Below are 16,762 nucleotides of genomic sequence, written 5' to 3'. Positions count from 1 at the left end.
AAAAGCCGCAACGGGAAACCGGTGCGGCTTTTTTTGTGCCTGCTTTTGCGCCCGCAACCCTGCCGGCGGTTACTGGGGCTGTAACAGTGCCTTCAGGCCGATGCCCTTGAGGTACCCGGCCAGGGTCTCCTCGATTTCCTCCGGGCACTGCATATCCAGTACACGTTCCAGCAGGCGCTCGGTATCGGCCCGGGTCACCGCGCGCAGGGCTGCCTTGACCCGCGGCAGGTTGGTGGCATTCATCGACAGCACGTCATAGCCCATGGCGAGCAACAACAGGGCCCCGCCGGGATCGCCGGCCAGCTCGCCGCAGATGCCCACCTTGGTGCCGGCCTCGTGACCGGCGGTGATGACATCCCGCAGTGCCCGCAGCACTGCCGGGTGCAGGGAGTGGTAGATTCCCGCCACGCGGCTGTTGTTGCGGTCCACCGCCAGCAGGTACTGGGTGAGGTCGTTGCTGCCCACGGACATGAAGTCGACCCGTTCGGCCAGTTCGCGCGCCTGGTACACGGCCGAGGGAACCTCGATCATGATGCCCAGCGGCGGCATGGCAATATCGAAACCCTCGTCGACCAGTTCCCCGTGGGCCCGCTCCACCAGCTTGCGCGCAGCCTCCACCTCGGCCACGCCGCTGATCATCGGCAGCATGATGCGCAGGTTATCCAGGCCCAGGCTGGCCTTCATCATCGCGCGCACCTGGGCCAGGAAGATTTCCGGGTGGTCCAGGGTCACGCGGATACCGCGCCAGCCCAGGAAGGGGTTGGTTTCCTCGATGGGGAAATAGGCCAGGGCCTTGTCGCCGCCGATATCCAGGGTGCGCATGGTGACCGGTCGCGGGGCGAAGGCCTCCAGCTGTTCCCGGTAGATTTCCCGCTGTTCCTCCTCGGACGGGAAGCGGTCGCGCAGCAGGAAGGGAACCTCGGTGCGGTAGAGCCCCACGCCCTCGGCACCGCGCTCCAGCGAGCGCACCACGTCCGCCATCAGGCCGGTATTGACCCACAGGCGCACCCGGTGGCCGTCGGCGGTTTCGCCGGGGAGGCTGGCCAGGTGATCCAGGTTGCGCGCCAGCTCCCGCTCTTCCTCGACGATACTGTCGTAGCGGCGCCGCAGCTCCGGGCTGGGGTGCACGAACAGCTCGCCGCGGTAGCCGTCCACCACCAGGTCCTCGCCGTCGATGCGCTCGAACGGCAGTTCCTGGGCCCCCATGACAGCGGGCAGGCCCATGGCGCGGGCAATGATGGCCACGTGGCTGTTACCCGAGCCCCTCACAGAAACCAGGCCGATCAACCTGTCCCGGGGCACCTGCGCCAGTGCCGCGGCGGTGAGCTCCTCTCCCACCAGGATGGTGTTTTCGGGATAGTCCCGCTCGATCTGCTGTTGCTGGCGCAGGTGCATGAGCACGCGGGCGCCAAGATCCCGCACGTCGGCGGCGCGGTCGCGGAAGTAGGAATCGGACATGGCCTCGAAGCGGCGCACATGCTCCAGCATTACCTCTGCCCAGGCGCGGCTGGCGGTAAGCTGCTGGCGGATGCGCTCGGAGACCTCGACCGCGATGGAACTGTCATCGAGCATGCTGATATAGGCATCGAACAGTGCCCGCTCCTCGCGGTTGAGATCCCCCTTGAGCCGCTCGCCCACCTCGCGGATCTCCGCGCGGGCATTGGCCAGCGCCTGGTGGAACAGCTCCAGTTCGGCGTCCACGTCCATGCAGCAGGCGAAGGGCACCGTTGCCAGGTTGGCGGGGGGCGCGACGATATGCGCGCGGCCGATCGCCACCCCGGGTGAGGCGGCGAGGCCGCTGAACTTGGCCTCCCGCCGCTGCTGGCCAATGGCGGCCAGGGCGCCGGTGGCCTCCGCGTGGGCGATGACACCGGCCAGCTGGGCTGACAGGGTGACCAGGAAGGCCTCTTCACCCTCATCGAAGCGCCGCTGTTCGGCCTGCTGCACGACCAGTACCCCCAGGACCTGCCGGTGGTGAATGATGGGGGTGCCCAGGAAAGCGCTGAAACGCTCCTCGCCGGTGGCCGGGAAGTAATGGTAGGCGGGGTGGGCCTCGGCGCGCTCGAGGTTGATCGGCTCCTCGCGGGTGACCACGTTGCCCACCAGGCCCTCACCGGGGGCCAGGTGCACATTGCCCACGGCATCGGGGTTGAGGCCACGGGTCGCCATCAGCACGTAGGTGCCGGACTGGTTATCGCGCAGGTATACGGAGCAGACCCGGGTGTGCATGACCTCGCGCACGCGCCGCACGATAATATCCAGCACCGCGGGCAGGTCGCGTGCCGCGTTGACTTCCTGAACGATACTGCGCAGAGATCCGAGCAAAGGCCTGTCCTCGCCGTGAAGCGGAAGTGTCGGCCGGCCATTCCCGGGCCGGGACGATCGGGGCCGGGCGGGCAGGACTATTCCCGCTCGCCCAGCCAGCGTTTCTCCAATTGTATTTGCTGTGGCGCCAGTTCGGTAAGCGCGCGGCGGTACACCTCGCGCTTGAAGGCCACCACCTTGTCCAGGGGGTGCCAGTAGCTGACCCAGCGCCAGTGGTCGAACTCGGGCTTGTAGCCGTTGTTGAAGCTGATGACATTTTCCGGGGCCCGCAGCTGCAGCAGGTACCACTTCTGCTTCTGGCCGATACACAGCGGTTCCGATCGCCGGCGCACCAGGCGCTTGGGCAACCGGTAGCGCAACCAACCCCTGGTACAGGCGATCATGCTCACCTGGTCACGGGTAAGCCCGATTTCCTCGTATAGCTCCCGGTACAACGCATGTTCCGCGGACTCGCCCGGGTTGATGCCGCCCTGCGGAAACTGCCACGCGTCCTTGCCGCCCACCCGCCGTGCCCAGAGCGCCTGGCCGCGCTCGTTCAGCACAATGATGCCGACATTGGGGCGGAAGCCCTCCGCGTCGATATTACTGCTGTTGTCGCCGCCCGAGCCGTGCGCCTTGCGGTTACCGGCGCTGTTGCCGGTGGCGGGGCTATTGGTGCGGTTGGACTTGGCGGATCTGCGGCGGTTTTTTCGCCCGGCTTGCTTTGGCTTGCCGTCGCCCAAATTCCCGTCCTCTAAACTGTGTCTGCGCGGCCCAGACGCCGCGCAATCTTGCCCAGCATTGTTCCACAGCGGGGGACATTACTGCAATTCAGTGAAACGGATCCTGTGAACAGCTCCCGGGACGGGTAAAATTGCCCGCCGCAATGGTCCGAAGTGTGGGCTGTGTGGCGGCGAATTAATCTATGCCGACTATATTTGAATAGGGAGTGCGCGGTGCACCTGGCTATTTTTGACCTGGATAACACCCTGATTGGAGGGGACAGCGACTACGCCTGGGGCGAGTTCCTGGTAGAGCGTGAGCACGTCGACAGTGATCGCTATCGCTCCGCCAATGATCGTTTCTACCGGGATTACCAGCGCGGTGAACTGGATATCTTCGCCTACCTCGAGTTCGCGCTCGAGCCGCTGGCGCAAATCTCGCGGGCGCAGCTGGCCAACCTGCAGCGGGAGTTCATGGAGGAGGTGGTCAGCGAGATCTGGCTGCCGCAGGCGGAGGAGCTGATCGCCCGGCACCGGCGCCAGGGTCATCACATCATGATCATTACCGCCACCAACCGGTTTGTGGTGGAGCCGATCGCCGCGCGCCTGGGGGTGGACACCCTGCTGGCCACCGAACCCGAGGAGGTGGAGGGGCGCTTTACCGGTAAGGTGGTGGGCGAGCCCTGCTACCAGAACGGCAAGGTGCTGCGGCTCGAACAGTGGCTGGCCGGCAACCCCGACTACCGCCGCGGGGAAAAGTGGTTTTACAGCGACTCGATCAATGACCTGCCGCTGTTGAAGACGGTCGAGCACCCGGTAGCGGTGGACCCGGATGCAACGCTGCGTGCCGAGGCAGAGCAGCGCGGCTGGCCGATAATCAGCCTGCGCGAACCGCTGGAATAACCGGCAGGCGCAGCGAAATTTTGACAAGCCGGGGCCCCGGGCGCCGGAACCGAAGCTTTGCAATTGCTTGACGTGGGGATTTGTGTGACTGGATCAATCGTTCTCAAGCGTGTCTCAGCGGCCCTCGCCATCCTGCTGGGCCTGGGCCTGGCTGGCTGTGACAGCCGCCGGGCGGAAGAGCCGCAGCAGGAGGCGCCGGCGGTGAAGACACCGCCAGCCATCGACCGCAAGGTGGCCGAACGTTTTTCGCATACGATGTGGCAGGCGGGGGAGGCCCAGCTGATTGATGTGCGTGCCTCCGTGGAGGCCCTGAACCGGGCGCTCACCACCCTGTTGGACAGGCCCAGTGAAGACCACCTGGAGTCCGCCAAGCTGGCGTGGCTGGATGCCCACCGTGAATTCGCCGCCGCACTGCCCTACATCCAGCTGGCCTTTGCACCGGCTGAATTGCGCGATGAGGGCCGCGAGCTGGTACTTTCCATGGACAGCTGGCCGGTGCAGCCCGGCTACCTGGACACGGTACCCGGCTATTCGGAGAGCGGTATCGTCAATGACACCGCAGTGGAGCTTACCCTGGCCAACCTGCGCCGGCAGCATCGACTGACTGCCCACGAGGAGGCCAGCACCGGCTTCCATGCCCTGGAGATCATGCTCTGGGGCCCCACCAGCGAGCGCAGTGCGGACCAGTTCCAGGCCGCGTCCGCGGGTGAGGAGCCAGAGGCACTGGCTGCCAACCGCCGGCGCCAGCTCACGCGGCTCATGGGCGAGGCGCTGGCAGAGGACCTGGCGGGGCTGGAGCGCCGCTGGCCGTTTACAATGAATGACCTGTCGCGCCACTTCCTGGCCCTGGACCCGGTGGCGCGCCTGCAGCAGGTACGGGCCTCACACCTGCGCACGCTGGATGAGGAGCTGTTGCGGCGGCTGCCGGAAAGCTCTGAGAGCGATGTGGAGAGCGGTCGTGCGGCGGACTCCAAGCAGGCGATCCTGGCCATGCTGGGAAGCCTGGAAGCCGCCTGGGTGCCCAACGAGGGGCCCGGCCTGGCAGACCTGTTGCTCGACCCGCGCCAGCGCGAGGCACTGGCCGAGCGATTTGAGGTGCTGGAGGAGTTGCTGCTGAAAATGGAGGACCCGGTGGAGCTGGCCGAGCTGGGGCAGCTTGCCAGGGCACGGGAGCTGCTGGAGGAAATTGCCAGCCTGATGTCCGGCCGCGCGGAGATTCCCGCGGGTGAGGACGAGGTCACCCCGGTTTCCCTCACGACTGAACAGTGAACCCCGGATTCCCGGTGCCCCTGCCTGCGCCGGAAGCGATGATTCTGCTACCCCGGAAACGACAAACCCCGGCCTGGGCCGGGGTTTGCTTTATGGGCTGCGTGCGCCGTATTACCAGCTACGAACCGGACCGGTATCGACGTGCACAAAGCCGCTCTTCGGGTAGTGGCCTACACCACCGGCCTTGAGGTCCATGGCCGCCCGGCGCAGTTTGGAGGTGCTGATACCCGGGAAACGGATATCGAGCGCCATGCCGCGGGTGTGGTAGCTGCGTCGTGCAACACCGCGGCCCTGTGCGCGCAGTTTGGCGTTGGTCTTGGGTGAACGGTAGCCGGAGATAATCTCCACGGTGCCGTTAAAGCCCAGTTTTTCCTTCAGCTTGTAGACAATGTCGAACAGCTCCGGGTCCATGCGCGTAACTTCGTTGGCGCGGTGGTCGCGCAGCAGACGGTTGAACTGCTTCAGGCCGCTGCTATCGTACTTACCATTCGACCAGAAGGCGGTGTTCAACGTCTCACCGGTGTGCAGGTTGCGCATTTTCAGAGTGCGGGCATTGCCCACTTTTGCGAATGTCGGTCCGGCAGTGACCGCAGCCGCTGTAGCACAGGTAACTGCCAGGAATCGACGTCTGGATGGATTGTTCATACCCTGTTTCCGCCTCGTCATGTGTTTCTCTTCAGTCGCTCGCGGCTCCCTGCAGTTAGTTGCTTTGGGCGCCATCGAGCACGGGAATAACTGTACGAAAAATAACCAGGCGTTACAAACCTTTTACGGGTCATTACAAAAGGATCGTAAAACAGGTTTGGCAATATTGTTCCAATAGGCTAATGGCGCAGGGGATTTTTCCGGCTTCATTGGCCATGCAGCCCCTAAAAAATGAGACAGCGTTGTCATCTGGCGGTTTTGCACTGAAAAATAATTTTTTTGTGACCGCAGGGTGCCAGTTTGGGCCCATCGCGGAATGACTGCCTGCTGTGGCGGAAATCAGCGGAATACCAGTTGCGTACAGCTGAACCGACCGGTCAATGGGTGACGTTTGCGGGCTGGTCGCGGTGGTAGATGTCCCGCCGGAACTGGGGGCGGCCGTCCTTGTCGATCCAGGCCGTGAGGTAGGTAATGAAGAGGCGTGCCGGCTTCTTCACGCGGATGTTCATGATTTCGGTGCCGGTGGTGACCTGGGCGATACGGGTGCGGTCCCAGCCCTGCTTGCGCAACAGGGCGTAGGCCAGTTCCTCGGGATGTTCGAGGCGCACACACCCGTGGCTGAATGCCCGCTGGTGCTCCTCGAACAGGCTCTGGGCCTGGGTGTCGTGCAGGAAGATCGATTGCTTGTTGGGCAGCACGAACTTGACCCGGCCCAGGGTATTGCCGGGACCGCTTATCTGGCGCAGGGTGGCGTGGCCATGTGCTGCGCGGTCAATACTGTCCGGGGATATGGTGGTGGTGTTGCCACTGCGGTAGGACACTACCCGGTAACCGCGATTGTGCATCGCCTCGGGATTGTTGCGTGCCTTGGGCAGGAGGTCGGTGAGCAGGATACTGCGCGGCACCGTCCACGTGGGATTGAAGACCACATTGGTGATACGGCTGGTGATCGGCGGGGTGCGGGTGCTGCTCTTGCCCACTACGGTGCGCATGCCCAGCACCTCGCGGCCGTCCTCGATCAGTTGCAGGCGGTAGTCGGGAATATTGACCAGCACATAGCGATCCCGGTCCGGCAGCGGCAGTTTCTCCCAGCGCTCTGCATTCAACTCCAGCTGGTGTGCCCGAACGGCGGGGCTGATTGCGAGTTCGGCCAGGGTTGCCTCGCCTGCGTCACCGGTTACCTCGAGCCCGTGGCGTCGCTGGAAGCGCTCCACCGCACTCTGCACTGCACTGTCATAGCGGCTCGCATCCGGCGGTAACAGGGTGATGGGGCCGGGCAGGCCGCGGTAGTCGCCCAGCAGCTGCAGCAGTTCCCGCAGCTGTTCGACACGGCGATCGCGATCACCGGGCTGTAGTGCTGCGCCCTCGCCGACAGGCTGCCAGCGATCCTGCATTTCCCGGTAGCGCGACGCCTCGGCGCGCAGCTGTTCGGCGGCGCGGCGGGAATCGGCTGGCGGGCTGATGGCGATGGCGGATGCGGCGAGAGCACCGGTCAGGGCGATTGCCACGAAGCCGGAGAGGCAGCGTCGCCAGTAACTCATGGAAATGGCCATGTTTACTCAGCCGCCCGGGCGGCATCCTCCGGATCCCGGTCGTAGATGTCGCGCCGGAACTGCAGCAGGCCCTCTTCATCCACCCATGCAGTCCAGTACACGATGTAAACCGGCAACGGCTGTTCCAGTGGCACGCCACGGGTACGGCGGGTGTTCAGGTAGTGCTGGATCCGGTTTTCGCTCCAGTTATTCTGCTCCGCGAGCATCAGGCGGGCGAATTCCAGCGGTTTTTCCAGCCGGATACAGCCGTGGCTGAAGGCGCGCTCATTTTTCTTGAACAGGTGCTTGCTGTTCGTGTCGTGCAGGAAAATGGCCTCGCGGTTGGGGATTAAAAACTTGACCCGCCCCAGGGCATTACCCGGGCCCCCCTTCTGGTGCAGCATCACCTTGCCCCGGCGGATCGCGGCGATATTGCCGCGGGTAAAGGGGACGGAACGGCCGCGGTGGTTGACCAGGCGGTAACCGTTGGCGGTGAGGTTGGCGCTGCCCTTGGGCAGCAGCTCGCGCAGGGCGATATTCTGGGGCACGCGCCAGACCGGGTTGAAGATCACCCGGGTCATGCGGGTCGCAATCTGCGGGGTGGCATGCTTGGGTTTGCCCACTACCACCCGCATGCGGAAAGCCTCCCGCTCACCGTCCATCAGGCGCAGCTGGTAGTCCGGGATATTGACCAGGATAAAGCGCGGACCCAGTTCCCGCGGCATCTGTTGTAGGCGCACCAGGTTCGCAGTGAGGGTCTCCACCCTCTTTGCCGGGGCCACGTTCAGGTGGCTGCGGGTGGCATCATCCACCAGCCCGTTATCCCGCAGGCCGTGGCGGCGCTGGAAGCGCTGGGTGGCCTGTTGCAGGCGCGGGTCATATTCGTCCGGGTTGTGTGCCGGGCCGTCGTGGTCCTCCAGGGTGTAATCCCCATACTGCATAAGCAGGCTCCGCAGCTGTACGACCCGCGGGTCGCGCGCTCCCGGTGCCAGTGCCGGGCCGTCGGCAAGCGGCTGCCAGTCATCGCCCGCCGCCAGCGAGCGATAGCGTTCCAGCTCTTCGCGGAGCAGGGTGTGTTGGCGGCCGTAAGGGGCAAACGGGTCGGAGAGGTCGGCAATGGCGCTGGCAACGGGTGTGTCAGCGGTGCTGCCGATCAGTGGCTGGGGCGCAGTAAGGCCCAGGGCCAGTGCGAGCGCCAGGGCGCTACAGTGGCGAATTGACGCAAATGTGCGGGAACGGAACGGATTGTCGGCACCCATGACTTACCCCTGTGAGACGGAAACGGTCAGGCGGACTGAACGCCGTGCTCACAGTGATAATTAATGCATGGGCCCGAACCAATACCTATGGGGAATGCGCCGGGAGCCCTCTTCGCTCAAAAAGGCATATGCATGGCCCGGCGGGGGCTCCGCCGGGCACTGGGGTCAGAACTGGTTGGCTGCAAGCCCGTCTTTGCCGTAGATATCCGGCCGGAAGTGCAGCTCGCCCTGGCCATCGACCCAGGCTGTCCAGTAAGTCACGTAGACCTTCACATTGTCCTCCATCTTCACCTCGGTGGTTTCATCACCGGTGGTGAGCTGGTTGATGCGCCACTGATCCCAGTCACCCTGGGGCCGCAACAGGGCCTCGGCGAGGTGGCGGGGCTTTTCCAGCCGGATACAGCCGTGGCTGTAATCGCGGTCGGTGAGGGAGAACAGGCTGCGCGCGCGGGTGTCGTGCAGGTAGATATCATCGGTGTTGGGGATCTCGAACTTCACCCGGCCGAGGATGTTCTGCTCGCCACCCAGCTGGCGCATCAGGTAGGACCCGGCACCGGCCGCGGACAGGTTCTTGGAGGTCAGGGGCAGGTGCTCACCGCTGCCGCTGACCACCCGGTACCCCATGTTTTCCATTCCCTGGGGGTTGGCCCGGGCCTTGGGCAGGATCTCGTTGACCAGGATGCTGCGCGGTACCGTCCAGGTGGGGTTGAACACCACGCGGCTGACACGGGTCTTGATCTCCGGTGTGGCGTGCTTCTTCTTGCCCACCACCACATTCATGGACAGGCGAATGCGGTCGTCCTCGACGTAATAGAGTTCGTAGGCGGGCACATTGACCTGGATAAAGCGGTCCCCCAGGGTTGCCGGGAGTTCCCGCCGGCGGCGGATGTTCTTCTCGATGATATGTGCCCGGGCAGTCGGCGACAGGTTGAGGCGCTTGCGGGTCTCACGACCGACGATACCGTCGGACTTGAGCCCGTGCCGGCGCTGGAAGCGCAGCACGGCCTCGTGCAGGCGCCGGTCAAAGTGATTGCTGTTGGCCTCGCCGTAATAGCTGCGGTAGTCGCCGTACAGGGAAAGCAGGTTGCGCAGGTGGGCGACATGCGGGTGCTTGGCGCCGATGGTCATGGCGGGTCCCGCCGGGATCGGGCGCCAGCGGCCACTGGCGGCAATGTTGCGGTAGAGCGCGAGCTGCTCGCGCAGGGCCTGTTCGTCACCGCCATAGGGGGTATTTTCCTCGATGAAGGGCCCCTCGCTGTGATCCGGCACGCGGCCCACCTGGGGCTGTCCGTCACTGTTGCCGTAGCTGCGCTGGCCATTGCGCGGGGGCAGGCCACCGGGGGCAAAACGCGATGTGCGGGGCTGGCTGTAGTGGCGCGAGCGGTCGATATTGCGGCTGCGGGTGTAGTGTCGATAGCGGTCGATGCCCGTGCCGCGGCGAGTCTCGGCGCTGCGGTCATAACCACGGAAATACTTGCGACCGTCGGTGCTGGCCTGGCGGGGCGCAGTGTAAGCCACCAGCGCGAAGCCGCCTTCACCGTTGTGCACCGGGGTGATGTCGCGCTGCTGGCGCGTGCGCGGCTTCATCTTGTCCAGCTGCGTGTCCTGGGCGTAGGAGACGAAGGCATCGGTTAGCAGGACATCGAGCACTGCCGCCATCTGCAGGCGCTGTGGGGTGTCGCGCAGGGTGCGGTCGAAGTAGCCCAGGTGGTAGCGGTAATCCACCATGCTGCTGGGATTGCCGGAACTGGAGGCCGTGAGCTGCTTGAGCAGGTCATTGGCGGTATCGCTGAGGCTGTAGTTGTCGAACCACAGCAGCCGATAATCGGTGCGCTCGTAGATGCGGCGCACCGCCACGGGATTGAAAATGGGATCCTGGGCTGGCCAGGAGTCGGGATTTTCAACCAGCCAGCGAATCAGGTGCGGGCGCACGGCATTTTCCGGTAGCACCGGTACCGTCTTCTGGTTCGCGGTAAAGGCGTAATAAAGGGCAACAAGGCACAGACTGCCAAGCATTAACAGTGGCAGTAAAGACTTGCGTTTGTGGCGCTCAGGGTTGAAATACGACATGGTACCTCAGCGATGCTGCAGGGCCCGGTGCTCTGTCATGTTGAGACGCCGGGCGCCAGATCGTTCATACCTTCCCAACCTGCGGCGAGCCCGTCCTGTTGTTCGTCGATAGTGACTTATCGACGGCCCGCCTTTGTCTTGCGTCCCGCGCGACGTTCCTTTTTATGGGCCAGCCAGTGCGCGCTGTTGCGCGTATATCAACATTGGCCGGCCCGTGAAATTAAGTATGGCAACAAATCCGGGATTTGCTTGGCGCCTGGTTCATTTCACCTTATGTGACAGCGCTATTTGGGACTAACAGGTCAAATATTGACCGGGGTTCAGCCGTGAGCGCTGTCTCCGGGGTGGGCGGTAATGATCGCGACGGCAGGGATGGGCGCGGGACAGGGGGGGCAGGCACCGCAGGAATGCGGGTAGCTGTTGGGGGTGATGGGGGAGCCACAGCAGCTTCCCCCGTCAGTGGGGGGACAGGGTGAAGTGCCGCAGTGGGCCCGACTGGCCGGTCTCGGTGAAAGTCTGTTCCCAGAACTGTGTGACGCCGTCCCGGTCGACCGCCACCAGCGTGCTGGCGCGGGTGCCATAGACGTCCGGCGGAGTCTTGTCGCCATCGCGGGGAACAGCAAGTTCGCCGCGCTCGATATGCACAAACATCGGCGACAGGGCCCGTTCGAGCGCCCTTCCCACGCCGGTATCCGGTAGCTCTTGCACAGAGGCTGGCTGCCGGTCGCCGAGCAGCGCCAGGGCCGGGGTGACGAAATTGTCCTGCCCGAGGCCCGTACCCAGTCCTGCCACCAGCTGCGCCAGTTGCGCCCGGCCCCTGACCACCTTGGGCCAGGGCGCATCCGGTGCGCCGTTGGAGATACCGTGCACCCCGGGGGCGAAAGCAAAAGCCGGGTGCCGGTTGCCGGCGCAGACCAGTTCCGGCTGTTCCCCGAGCTGGAACAGCAGCGCGTTGTAGCCACGGTAGCGCTCTGCCGCAAGTTGTGCGGCAAATTCGCGCGGCTTGTCCGGGCCCAGCAGGAAGTCGCGCGGGATATCCCCGCGGGAGAGCGGCGCGGTGGGTGAGGGCACCTGGGGTTCACGGATGTTGGTCACCGCCGCCACCCGCCCGGCTGCCGCGCCGGCCCAGGTGCCGCCGGCCTCCAGGTCGCGGCCGGCGACGACCCCGGAGTCTCCCCAGTGGTCCGCGGCTGCCGTGGGACGGGCGAAAAACTCATCGCGGTTGGCCGCCAGCAGCAGCGGGTAATGGGGGTGGGTACGGTATGCGAACAGCAGCAGGCACATGCGCGGGCTTTTCCTTCTTGCTTCTCGGCCTGGTTGACATGCCCCGGGCACCGGGCGAGGCGGTGACATTTTGGCAGCAGGCGCGTTTACGCCCATAATACGCCCTTTGCCAACTGAGCCGATTTACCCATGCTGACTTACCCCGAACTCGACCCGGTGGCCGTGGCCATCGGGCCCCTCAAGGTGCACTGGTACGGACTCATGTACCTGGCCGGCTTTGTGGCCGCCTGGTGGCTGGCGCTGCGCCGTGCGGCCAAGCCCTGGACGCCGCTGGTCAAGTCGGAGGTGGAAGACCTGATCCTCTACTGCGCCATCGGTGTCGTAGTGGGCGGGCGCCTCGGTTACATGTTCTTTTATAACTTCCCGCAGTTGCAGGAGGAACCTTTGTCGATCCTGCGGGTGTGGGAAGGCGGCATGAGTTTCCATGGCGGCCTGGTCGGGGTGATGCTCGCGACCACCATCTATGCCCGCAAGATTGGTACAACTTTTATCGACCTGATCGACTTTGTTGCCCCGCTGGTGCCCATCGGGCTGGGGCTGGGGCGGATCGGTAACTTTATCGGCCAGGAACTGTGGGGGCGCCCCACCGACGGGCCCTGGGGCATGGTGTTCCCGCGGGACCCGGAGCTGCTGGCCCGGCACCCGTCGCAGTTGTACCAGGCGTTCCTGGAAGGGCTGGTGCTGTTCGCGGTCCTGTGGTGGTTCTCCCGCAAGCCCCGGCCGCGCCTGGCGGTGGGTGGAGTCTTCCTTCTTTTATACGGGTTCTTCCGCTTCCTGGTGGAGTTCGTGCGGGAGCCCGATGGCCATATTGGTTTCGACCTGTTCGGCTGGATGACCCGTGGCCAGCTGCTGAGCATACCGATGATCCTGGCGGGTATCGCCATTCTGGTATGGAGTTACCGCACCCAGCCACTGGCGGGGGAGCAGAACTCGGTAAAGCCCGGCTCTCAGGCCAAGGGTGGCGCGTAAGAAGCCCTACTGTTTAATTAGGTGTAATAGATGAAGCAATACCTTGAGCTGATGCGCCATGTGCGCGATCACGGCACCCGCAAGGATGATCGTACTGGCACCGGCACCGTCAGCGTGTTTGGTTACCAGATGCGGTTCGACCTGGCCGCCGGCTTTCCGCTGGTGACCACCAAGAAGTGCCACCTGCGCTCAATCATCCACGAGCTGCTCTGGTTCCTGAAGGGCGATACCAATATCGCCTACCTGAAAGAGAACGGCGTCCGCATCTGGGATGAGTGGGCCACGCCGGAGGGAGACCTGGGGCCTGTGTATGGGCACCAGTGGCGCTCCTGGCCCACCGCTGACGGCCGCCACATCGACCAGATCGGGCAGCTGCTGGAGCAGTTGCGGACCCGCCCGGATTCGCGCCGGTTGCTGGTCAGTGCCTGGAACCCGGCCGACCTGCCGGACGAGGGGACCTCCCCGGCCGCCAATGCGGCAGCTGGCCGCATGGCCCTGGCTCCCTGCCACGCGCTGTTCCAGTTCTACGTTGCCGACGGCAAGCTGTCCTGCCAGCTTTACCAGCGCAGCGCAGATATCTTCCTGGGCGTGCCGTTCAATATCGCCTCTTACAGCCTGCTGACACTGATGATCGCCCAGGTCTGTGGCCTGCAGCCGGGGGAGTTTATCCATACGCTGGGTGACGCCCATCTCTATTCCAACCACATGGAGCAGGTGGAGGAGCAGCTCTCCCGCACACCGCTGCCGCAGCCGCAGATGCACTTGAATCCGGAAGTCACCGACCTGTTTGCCTTCCGCTTCGAGGACTTCGAGTTGCGCGGTTACGAGGCGCACCCGCATATCCCGGCACCGGTGGCTGTCTGATGGCGCCGGTAGCACTGATTGCGGCCGTGGCGCGCAATGGCGCCATCGGCATGGGTAACCGCCTGCCCTGGCGTATTTCCGGCGACCTGCAGTACTTCAAGCGCACCACCCTGGGGAAGCCGGTGGTCATGGGGCGCAAAACCTATGAATCCATCGGTCGGCCCCTGCCGGGGCGCGACAATATCGTGATCTCCCGCAACCCGGAGTGGCGTGCGGACGGTGTAATCTGTGTGGCGTCGCTGGATGAGGCGCTGGCGACCGCCTCGGCATCGGCGGCTGCCAGCGGTGCGGAAGAGGTCATGGTCATCGGCGGTGCCGAGATCTACCGGCAGGCGCTGCCACTGGCACGGCGTTTGTATCTGACTGAAGTGGATGCCGAGGTCGAGGGGGATGCGTTTTTTCCGGACCTGGGTGACTCTTGGGTCGAGTCTTATCGCGAGTGCTACCCGGCCTCGGAAAAGGACGAATACAACTACTGCTTAGTCCGTTTGGACAGGTCGAAATAGCAGTGGGTTGCACAAAAACTGTACAATCTGTTACTTTTCCTGTCTTCGCACATTGGATTCGCCGCCGCAAATGAGTGCACACGACTCGCAGGTGTTACCTGTTTGTTACTGTGCTACACATGCGGGCTGATACTGTTAAACGGCATTTGAATAATCAAATCGGCTGTTTACAATGTGCGGCTCTTAGCTGTCTTCAAGCCTAAAACTACCGCGTTGTGGCAGCTAACTCATCGCGACCATGTTGTGAAATATTGAACCCACTGGGGGGTCTAATGAAAACCAAGCGATTCATGGCTGTGGCGCTGACCACTGCGCTGTCTGCCGGCGCGCTCTACGGCAGCGTAGCCACTGCGGATACACTCGACAATGTGCTCGCCGTTGGCCAGCAGAAAACTACTGCGGCTCAGGCTTCACAGAAGCGCATTGACAAGATTGCCGAAGAAACCAGCAGCCTGCTGCAGGATTTCAAGGTAGTGAACAAGGAAATTGACGGCCTGCGTGTCTACAACCGTCAATTGGAAAAGCAGCTGGCCAACCAGCTGGCCGTGATCAAGGACCTGGAAGAGTCCATTGAGAACGTTACTGTTATCGAGCGCCAGATCCAGCCGCTGATCCTGCGCATGCTCGATGCCCTTGAGCAGTTCATCAAGCTGGACGCCCCGTTCAAGCTGGAAGAGCGCCTGGCCAACCTCGAAGGCGTTAAGAACAACATGGACCGTTCCGATATCACCGTTGCGGAGAAATTCCGCCAGGTGCTGGAACTGTACAACTTCGAAGCCGAGTACGCGCGTGGTATCGATGCTTACGGCACCACCCTGAACGTGAACGGCCAGGACCGCGAAGTTAACGTCCTGCAGATCGGTCGTATCGCCCTGGTGGCGCAGACCACCGACTCCAAGATCTCCCTTGCCTACGACAAAGAGCAGAAAGGTTGGGTTGAGATCGATGCCGGCGACTACCGTCGCGCCATCATGGAAGGCCTGAAGATCGCCAAGAAGCAGGCTACCACTGACATCATGACCATGCCGATTGCGGCTCCGGAGGCAGCGCAATGAAAACCTCTATCGCCAAACGCGTAATTGCAGTAGCAGCGGCAGGCCTGATCAGCGCTTCCGCCGTTGCACAGGAAAAGGCTGGCTCCCTGGATGAGCTGCTGCAGATGGTCCGTAACTCCAAGATTGCGGAGTCCAAGGAACACAAGCAGCGCGAAGCCCAGTTCCGTCGCCAGAAGGCCAACCAGCAGTCCCTGCTGACCCAGGCCAAGAACACCCGTACCGCCGAGGAAGAGCGTTCCGCGCGCCTGGAAGCCAAGTACCAGGAGCAGGAACTGCAGGTTCAGCAGAAGCGTGAGCAGCTGGACGAGCGTATGGGCTCCCTGAAAGAGCTGTTCGGTCACATGACCTCCACCGCCGGCGACCTGCGCGCCACCCTGGAAACCTCCATTGTTTCCGCGCAGTACCCGGGCCGTGGCGAGTTCCTCGACCAGCTGATCGAGAAGATGAACTCCCAGACCAAGCTGCCGACCATCGAAGAGATCGAGCGCCTGTGGTTCGAACTGCAGCGCGAGACTGTCGAGTCCGGCAAGGTCGTGAAGTTCGCTGGTACCGTAATCAAGCCCGACGGTGAGCAGGTTGAACAGGAAGTTGTCCGTGTAGGTAACTTCAACCTGGTTTCCAATGGCAAGTACCTGGAAATGAACGACGCCCAGAAAATGGCCGAGCTGATTCGCCAGCCCGACGGCGAGTACCTGGCTATGGCGGAAGAGCTGCAGGCAGCCACCTCCGGCTTCACCGCGTTCGGTGTTGACCCGACTGGCCCGACTGGCGGTTCCTACCTGAAAGCCATGATCAACAGCCCGGACATCGTCGAGCGCTGGCACCAGGGTAAGCTGGTTGGTTACATCATCACTGCCGTTGGTGTATTCGCCATGCTGCTGGCCATCTGGCGCCTGATCGTGCTGTCTGGTGTGAACGCCAAGGTTAACGCCCAGCTGCGCGACTCCACCCCGAACACCAACAACCCGCTGGGTCGTGTTCTGGCTGTGGCAGACGAGAACAAGGGTATCGACGGCGAGACCCTGGAGCTGAAGATGGAAGAGGCGGTTCTGAAAGAGCGTCCGGCCATCGAATCCGGCCTGAACCTGCTGAAGATCATTGCCATGGTTGCCCCGCTGCTGGGTCTGCTGGGTACCGTTACCGGTATGATCATCACCTTCCAGGCGATCACCATCTTCGGTGCAGGCGATCCTAAAGCCATGGCCGGTGGTATCTCCTCCGCCCTGGTAACTACCGTACTGGGTCTGTGTGTGGCGATCCCGACCGTGCTGATGCACACCATCGTTAACGGCCGCGCCCAGCGTATCCTGCACATCCTTGATGAGCAGAGCGCAGGTATCGTTGCTGAAAACGCCGAGCGTAAATAAGAGGAGGCGGCAA

General features: G+C 63.4%; 14 protein-coding genes. 7 read left to right on the top strand and 7 right to left on the bottom strand.

What is annotated here, in order from left to right; all coding sequences use genetic code 11:
• Positions 1-69 precede the first annotated feature (69 nt).
• Together ptsP and LVD10_RS08290 are read right to left on the bottom strand one after the other, a co-directional pair.
• On the bottom strand, positions 70-2,325 hold the full coding sequence (gene ptsP, locus LVD10_RS08295) for a phosphoenolpyruvate--protein phosphotransferase (protein ID WP_233006564.1): 2,256 nt from the start codon (positions 2,323-2,325) through the stop codon (positions 70-72).
• 77 nt (positions 2,326-2,402) lie between these two features.
• Positions 2,403-3,047: an RNA pyrophosphohydrolase gene (locus LVD10_RS08290; protein WP_369413275.1), complete on the bottom strand. Its 645-nt coding sequence runs from the start codon at positions 3,045-3,047 to the stop codon at positions 2,403-2,405.
• 213 nt (positions 3,048-3,260) lie between these two features.
• Here LVD10_RS08290 and LVD10_RS08285 point away from each other — a divergent pair, with 213 nt between their 5' ends.
• Together LVD10_RS08285 and LVD10_RS08280 are read left to right on the top strand one after the other, a co-directional pair.
• Entirely contained in the window at positions 3,261-3,929 is a 669-nt protein-coding gene (locus LVD10_RS08285) for a histidinol-phosphatase (RefSeq protein ID WP_233006563.1), read from the top strand.
• Positions 3,930-4,013: 84 nt separating this feature from the next.
• Positions 4,014-5,198 carry an imelysin family protein gene (locus LVD10_RS08280; protein ID WP_237062983.1) on the top strand — a complete coding sequence of 395 codons (1,185 nt, stop codon included), beginning with the start codon at positions 4,014-4,016 and terminating at the stop codon, positions 5,196-5,198.
• A gap of 111 nt (positions 5,199-5,309) precedes the next feature.
• Here LVD10_RS08280 and mepK read toward each other — a convergent pair whose 3' ends face one another.
• The 5 genes from mepK to LVD10_RS08255 form a co-directional block, all read right to left on the bottom strand.
• Entirely contained in the window at positions 5,310-5,843 is a 534-nt protein-coding gene (mepK, locus tag LVD10_RS08275; RefSeq protein WP_233006561.1) for a peptidoglycan L,D-endopeptidase MepK, read from the bottom strand.
• 377 nt (positions 5,844-6,220) lie between these two features.
• A complete protein-coding gene (locus tag LVD10_RS08270; RefSeq protein ID WP_233006560.1) occupies positions 6,221-7,396 on the bottom strand; it encodes a L,D-transpeptidase family protein in 1,176 nt (391 codons plus the stop codon).
• Between the two features lie 2 nt (positions 7,397-7,398).
• Positions 7,399-8,634: a L,D-transpeptidase family protein gene (locus LVD10_RS08265; protein WP_237062969.1), complete on the bottom strand. Its 1,236-nt coding sequence runs from the start codon at positions 8,632-8,634 to the stop codon at positions 7,399-7,401.
• Between the two features lie 165 nt (positions 8,635-8,799).
• Positions 8,800-10,704, bottom strand: a complete 1,905-nt coding sequence (locus LVD10_RS08260; protein WP_237062961.1) for a L,D-transpeptidase family protein — start codon at positions 10,702-10,704, stop codon at positions 8,800-8,802.
• A gap of 456 nt (positions 10,705-11,160) precedes the next feature.
• Positions 11,161-11,988, bottom strand: coding sequence for an NRDE family protein (locus LVD10_RS08255; RefSeq protein WP_237062959.1), 828 nt, complete (start codon positions 11,986-11,988; stop codon positions 11,161-11,163).
• A 129-nt stretch (positions 11,989-12,117) separates the two neighbouring features.
• Here LVD10_RS08255 and lgt point away from each other — a divergent pair, with 129 nt between their 5' ends.
• The 5 genes from lgt (at position 12,118) to LVD10_RS08230 (ending at position 16,749) form a co-directional block, all read left to right on the top strand.
• Entirely contained in the window at positions 12,118-12,957 is an 840-nt protein-coding gene (gene lgt, locus LVD10_RS08250) for a prolipoprotein diacylglyceryl transferase (RefSeq protein ID WP_233006556.1), read from the top strand.
• Positions 12,958-12,987: 30 nt separating this feature from the next.
• The gene (locus LVD10_RS08245; protein ID WP_237062957.1) at positions 12,988-13,821 is read left to right on the top strand and encodes a thymidylate synthase; all 834 of its coding nucleotides are present in this window, start codon (positions 12,988-12,990) and stop codon (positions 13,819-13,821) included.
• Positions 13,821-14,327, top strand: coding sequence for a type 3 dihydrofolate reductase (gene folA, locus LVD10_RS08240; protein WP_233006554.1), 507 nt, complete (start codon positions 13,821-13,823; stop codon positions 14,325-14,327). The genes LVD10_RS08245 and folA overlap by 1 nt, the downstream gene beginning before the upstream one ends.
• Before the next feature lie 272 nt (positions 14,328-14,599).
• Positions 14,600-15,382: a DUF3450 domain-containing protein gene (locus tag LVD10_RS08235; RefSeq protein WP_233006553.1), complete on the top strand. Its 783-nt coding sequence runs from the start codon at positions 14,600-14,602 to the stop codon at positions 15,380-15,382.
• Entirely contained in the window at positions 15,379-16,749 is a 1,371-nt protein-coding gene (locus tag LVD10_RS08230) for a MotA/TolQ/ExbB proton channel family protein (RefSeq protein WP_233006552.1), read from the top strand. The genes LVD10_RS08235 and LVD10_RS08230 overlap by 4 nt, the downstream gene beginning before the upstream one ends.
• Positions 16,750-16,762 lie beyond the last annotated feature (13 nt).

Source organism: Microbulbifer zhoushanensis (genome assembly GCF_021729055.1).
Lineage (GTDB): Bacteria > Pseudomonadota > Gammaproteobacteria > Pseudomonadales > Cellvibrionaceae > Microbulbifer > Microbulbifer zhoushanensis.
The sequence above is the reverse complement of the archived record's forward strand: the minus strand, read 5'-3'. Positions and strand labels throughout refer to the sequence as shown.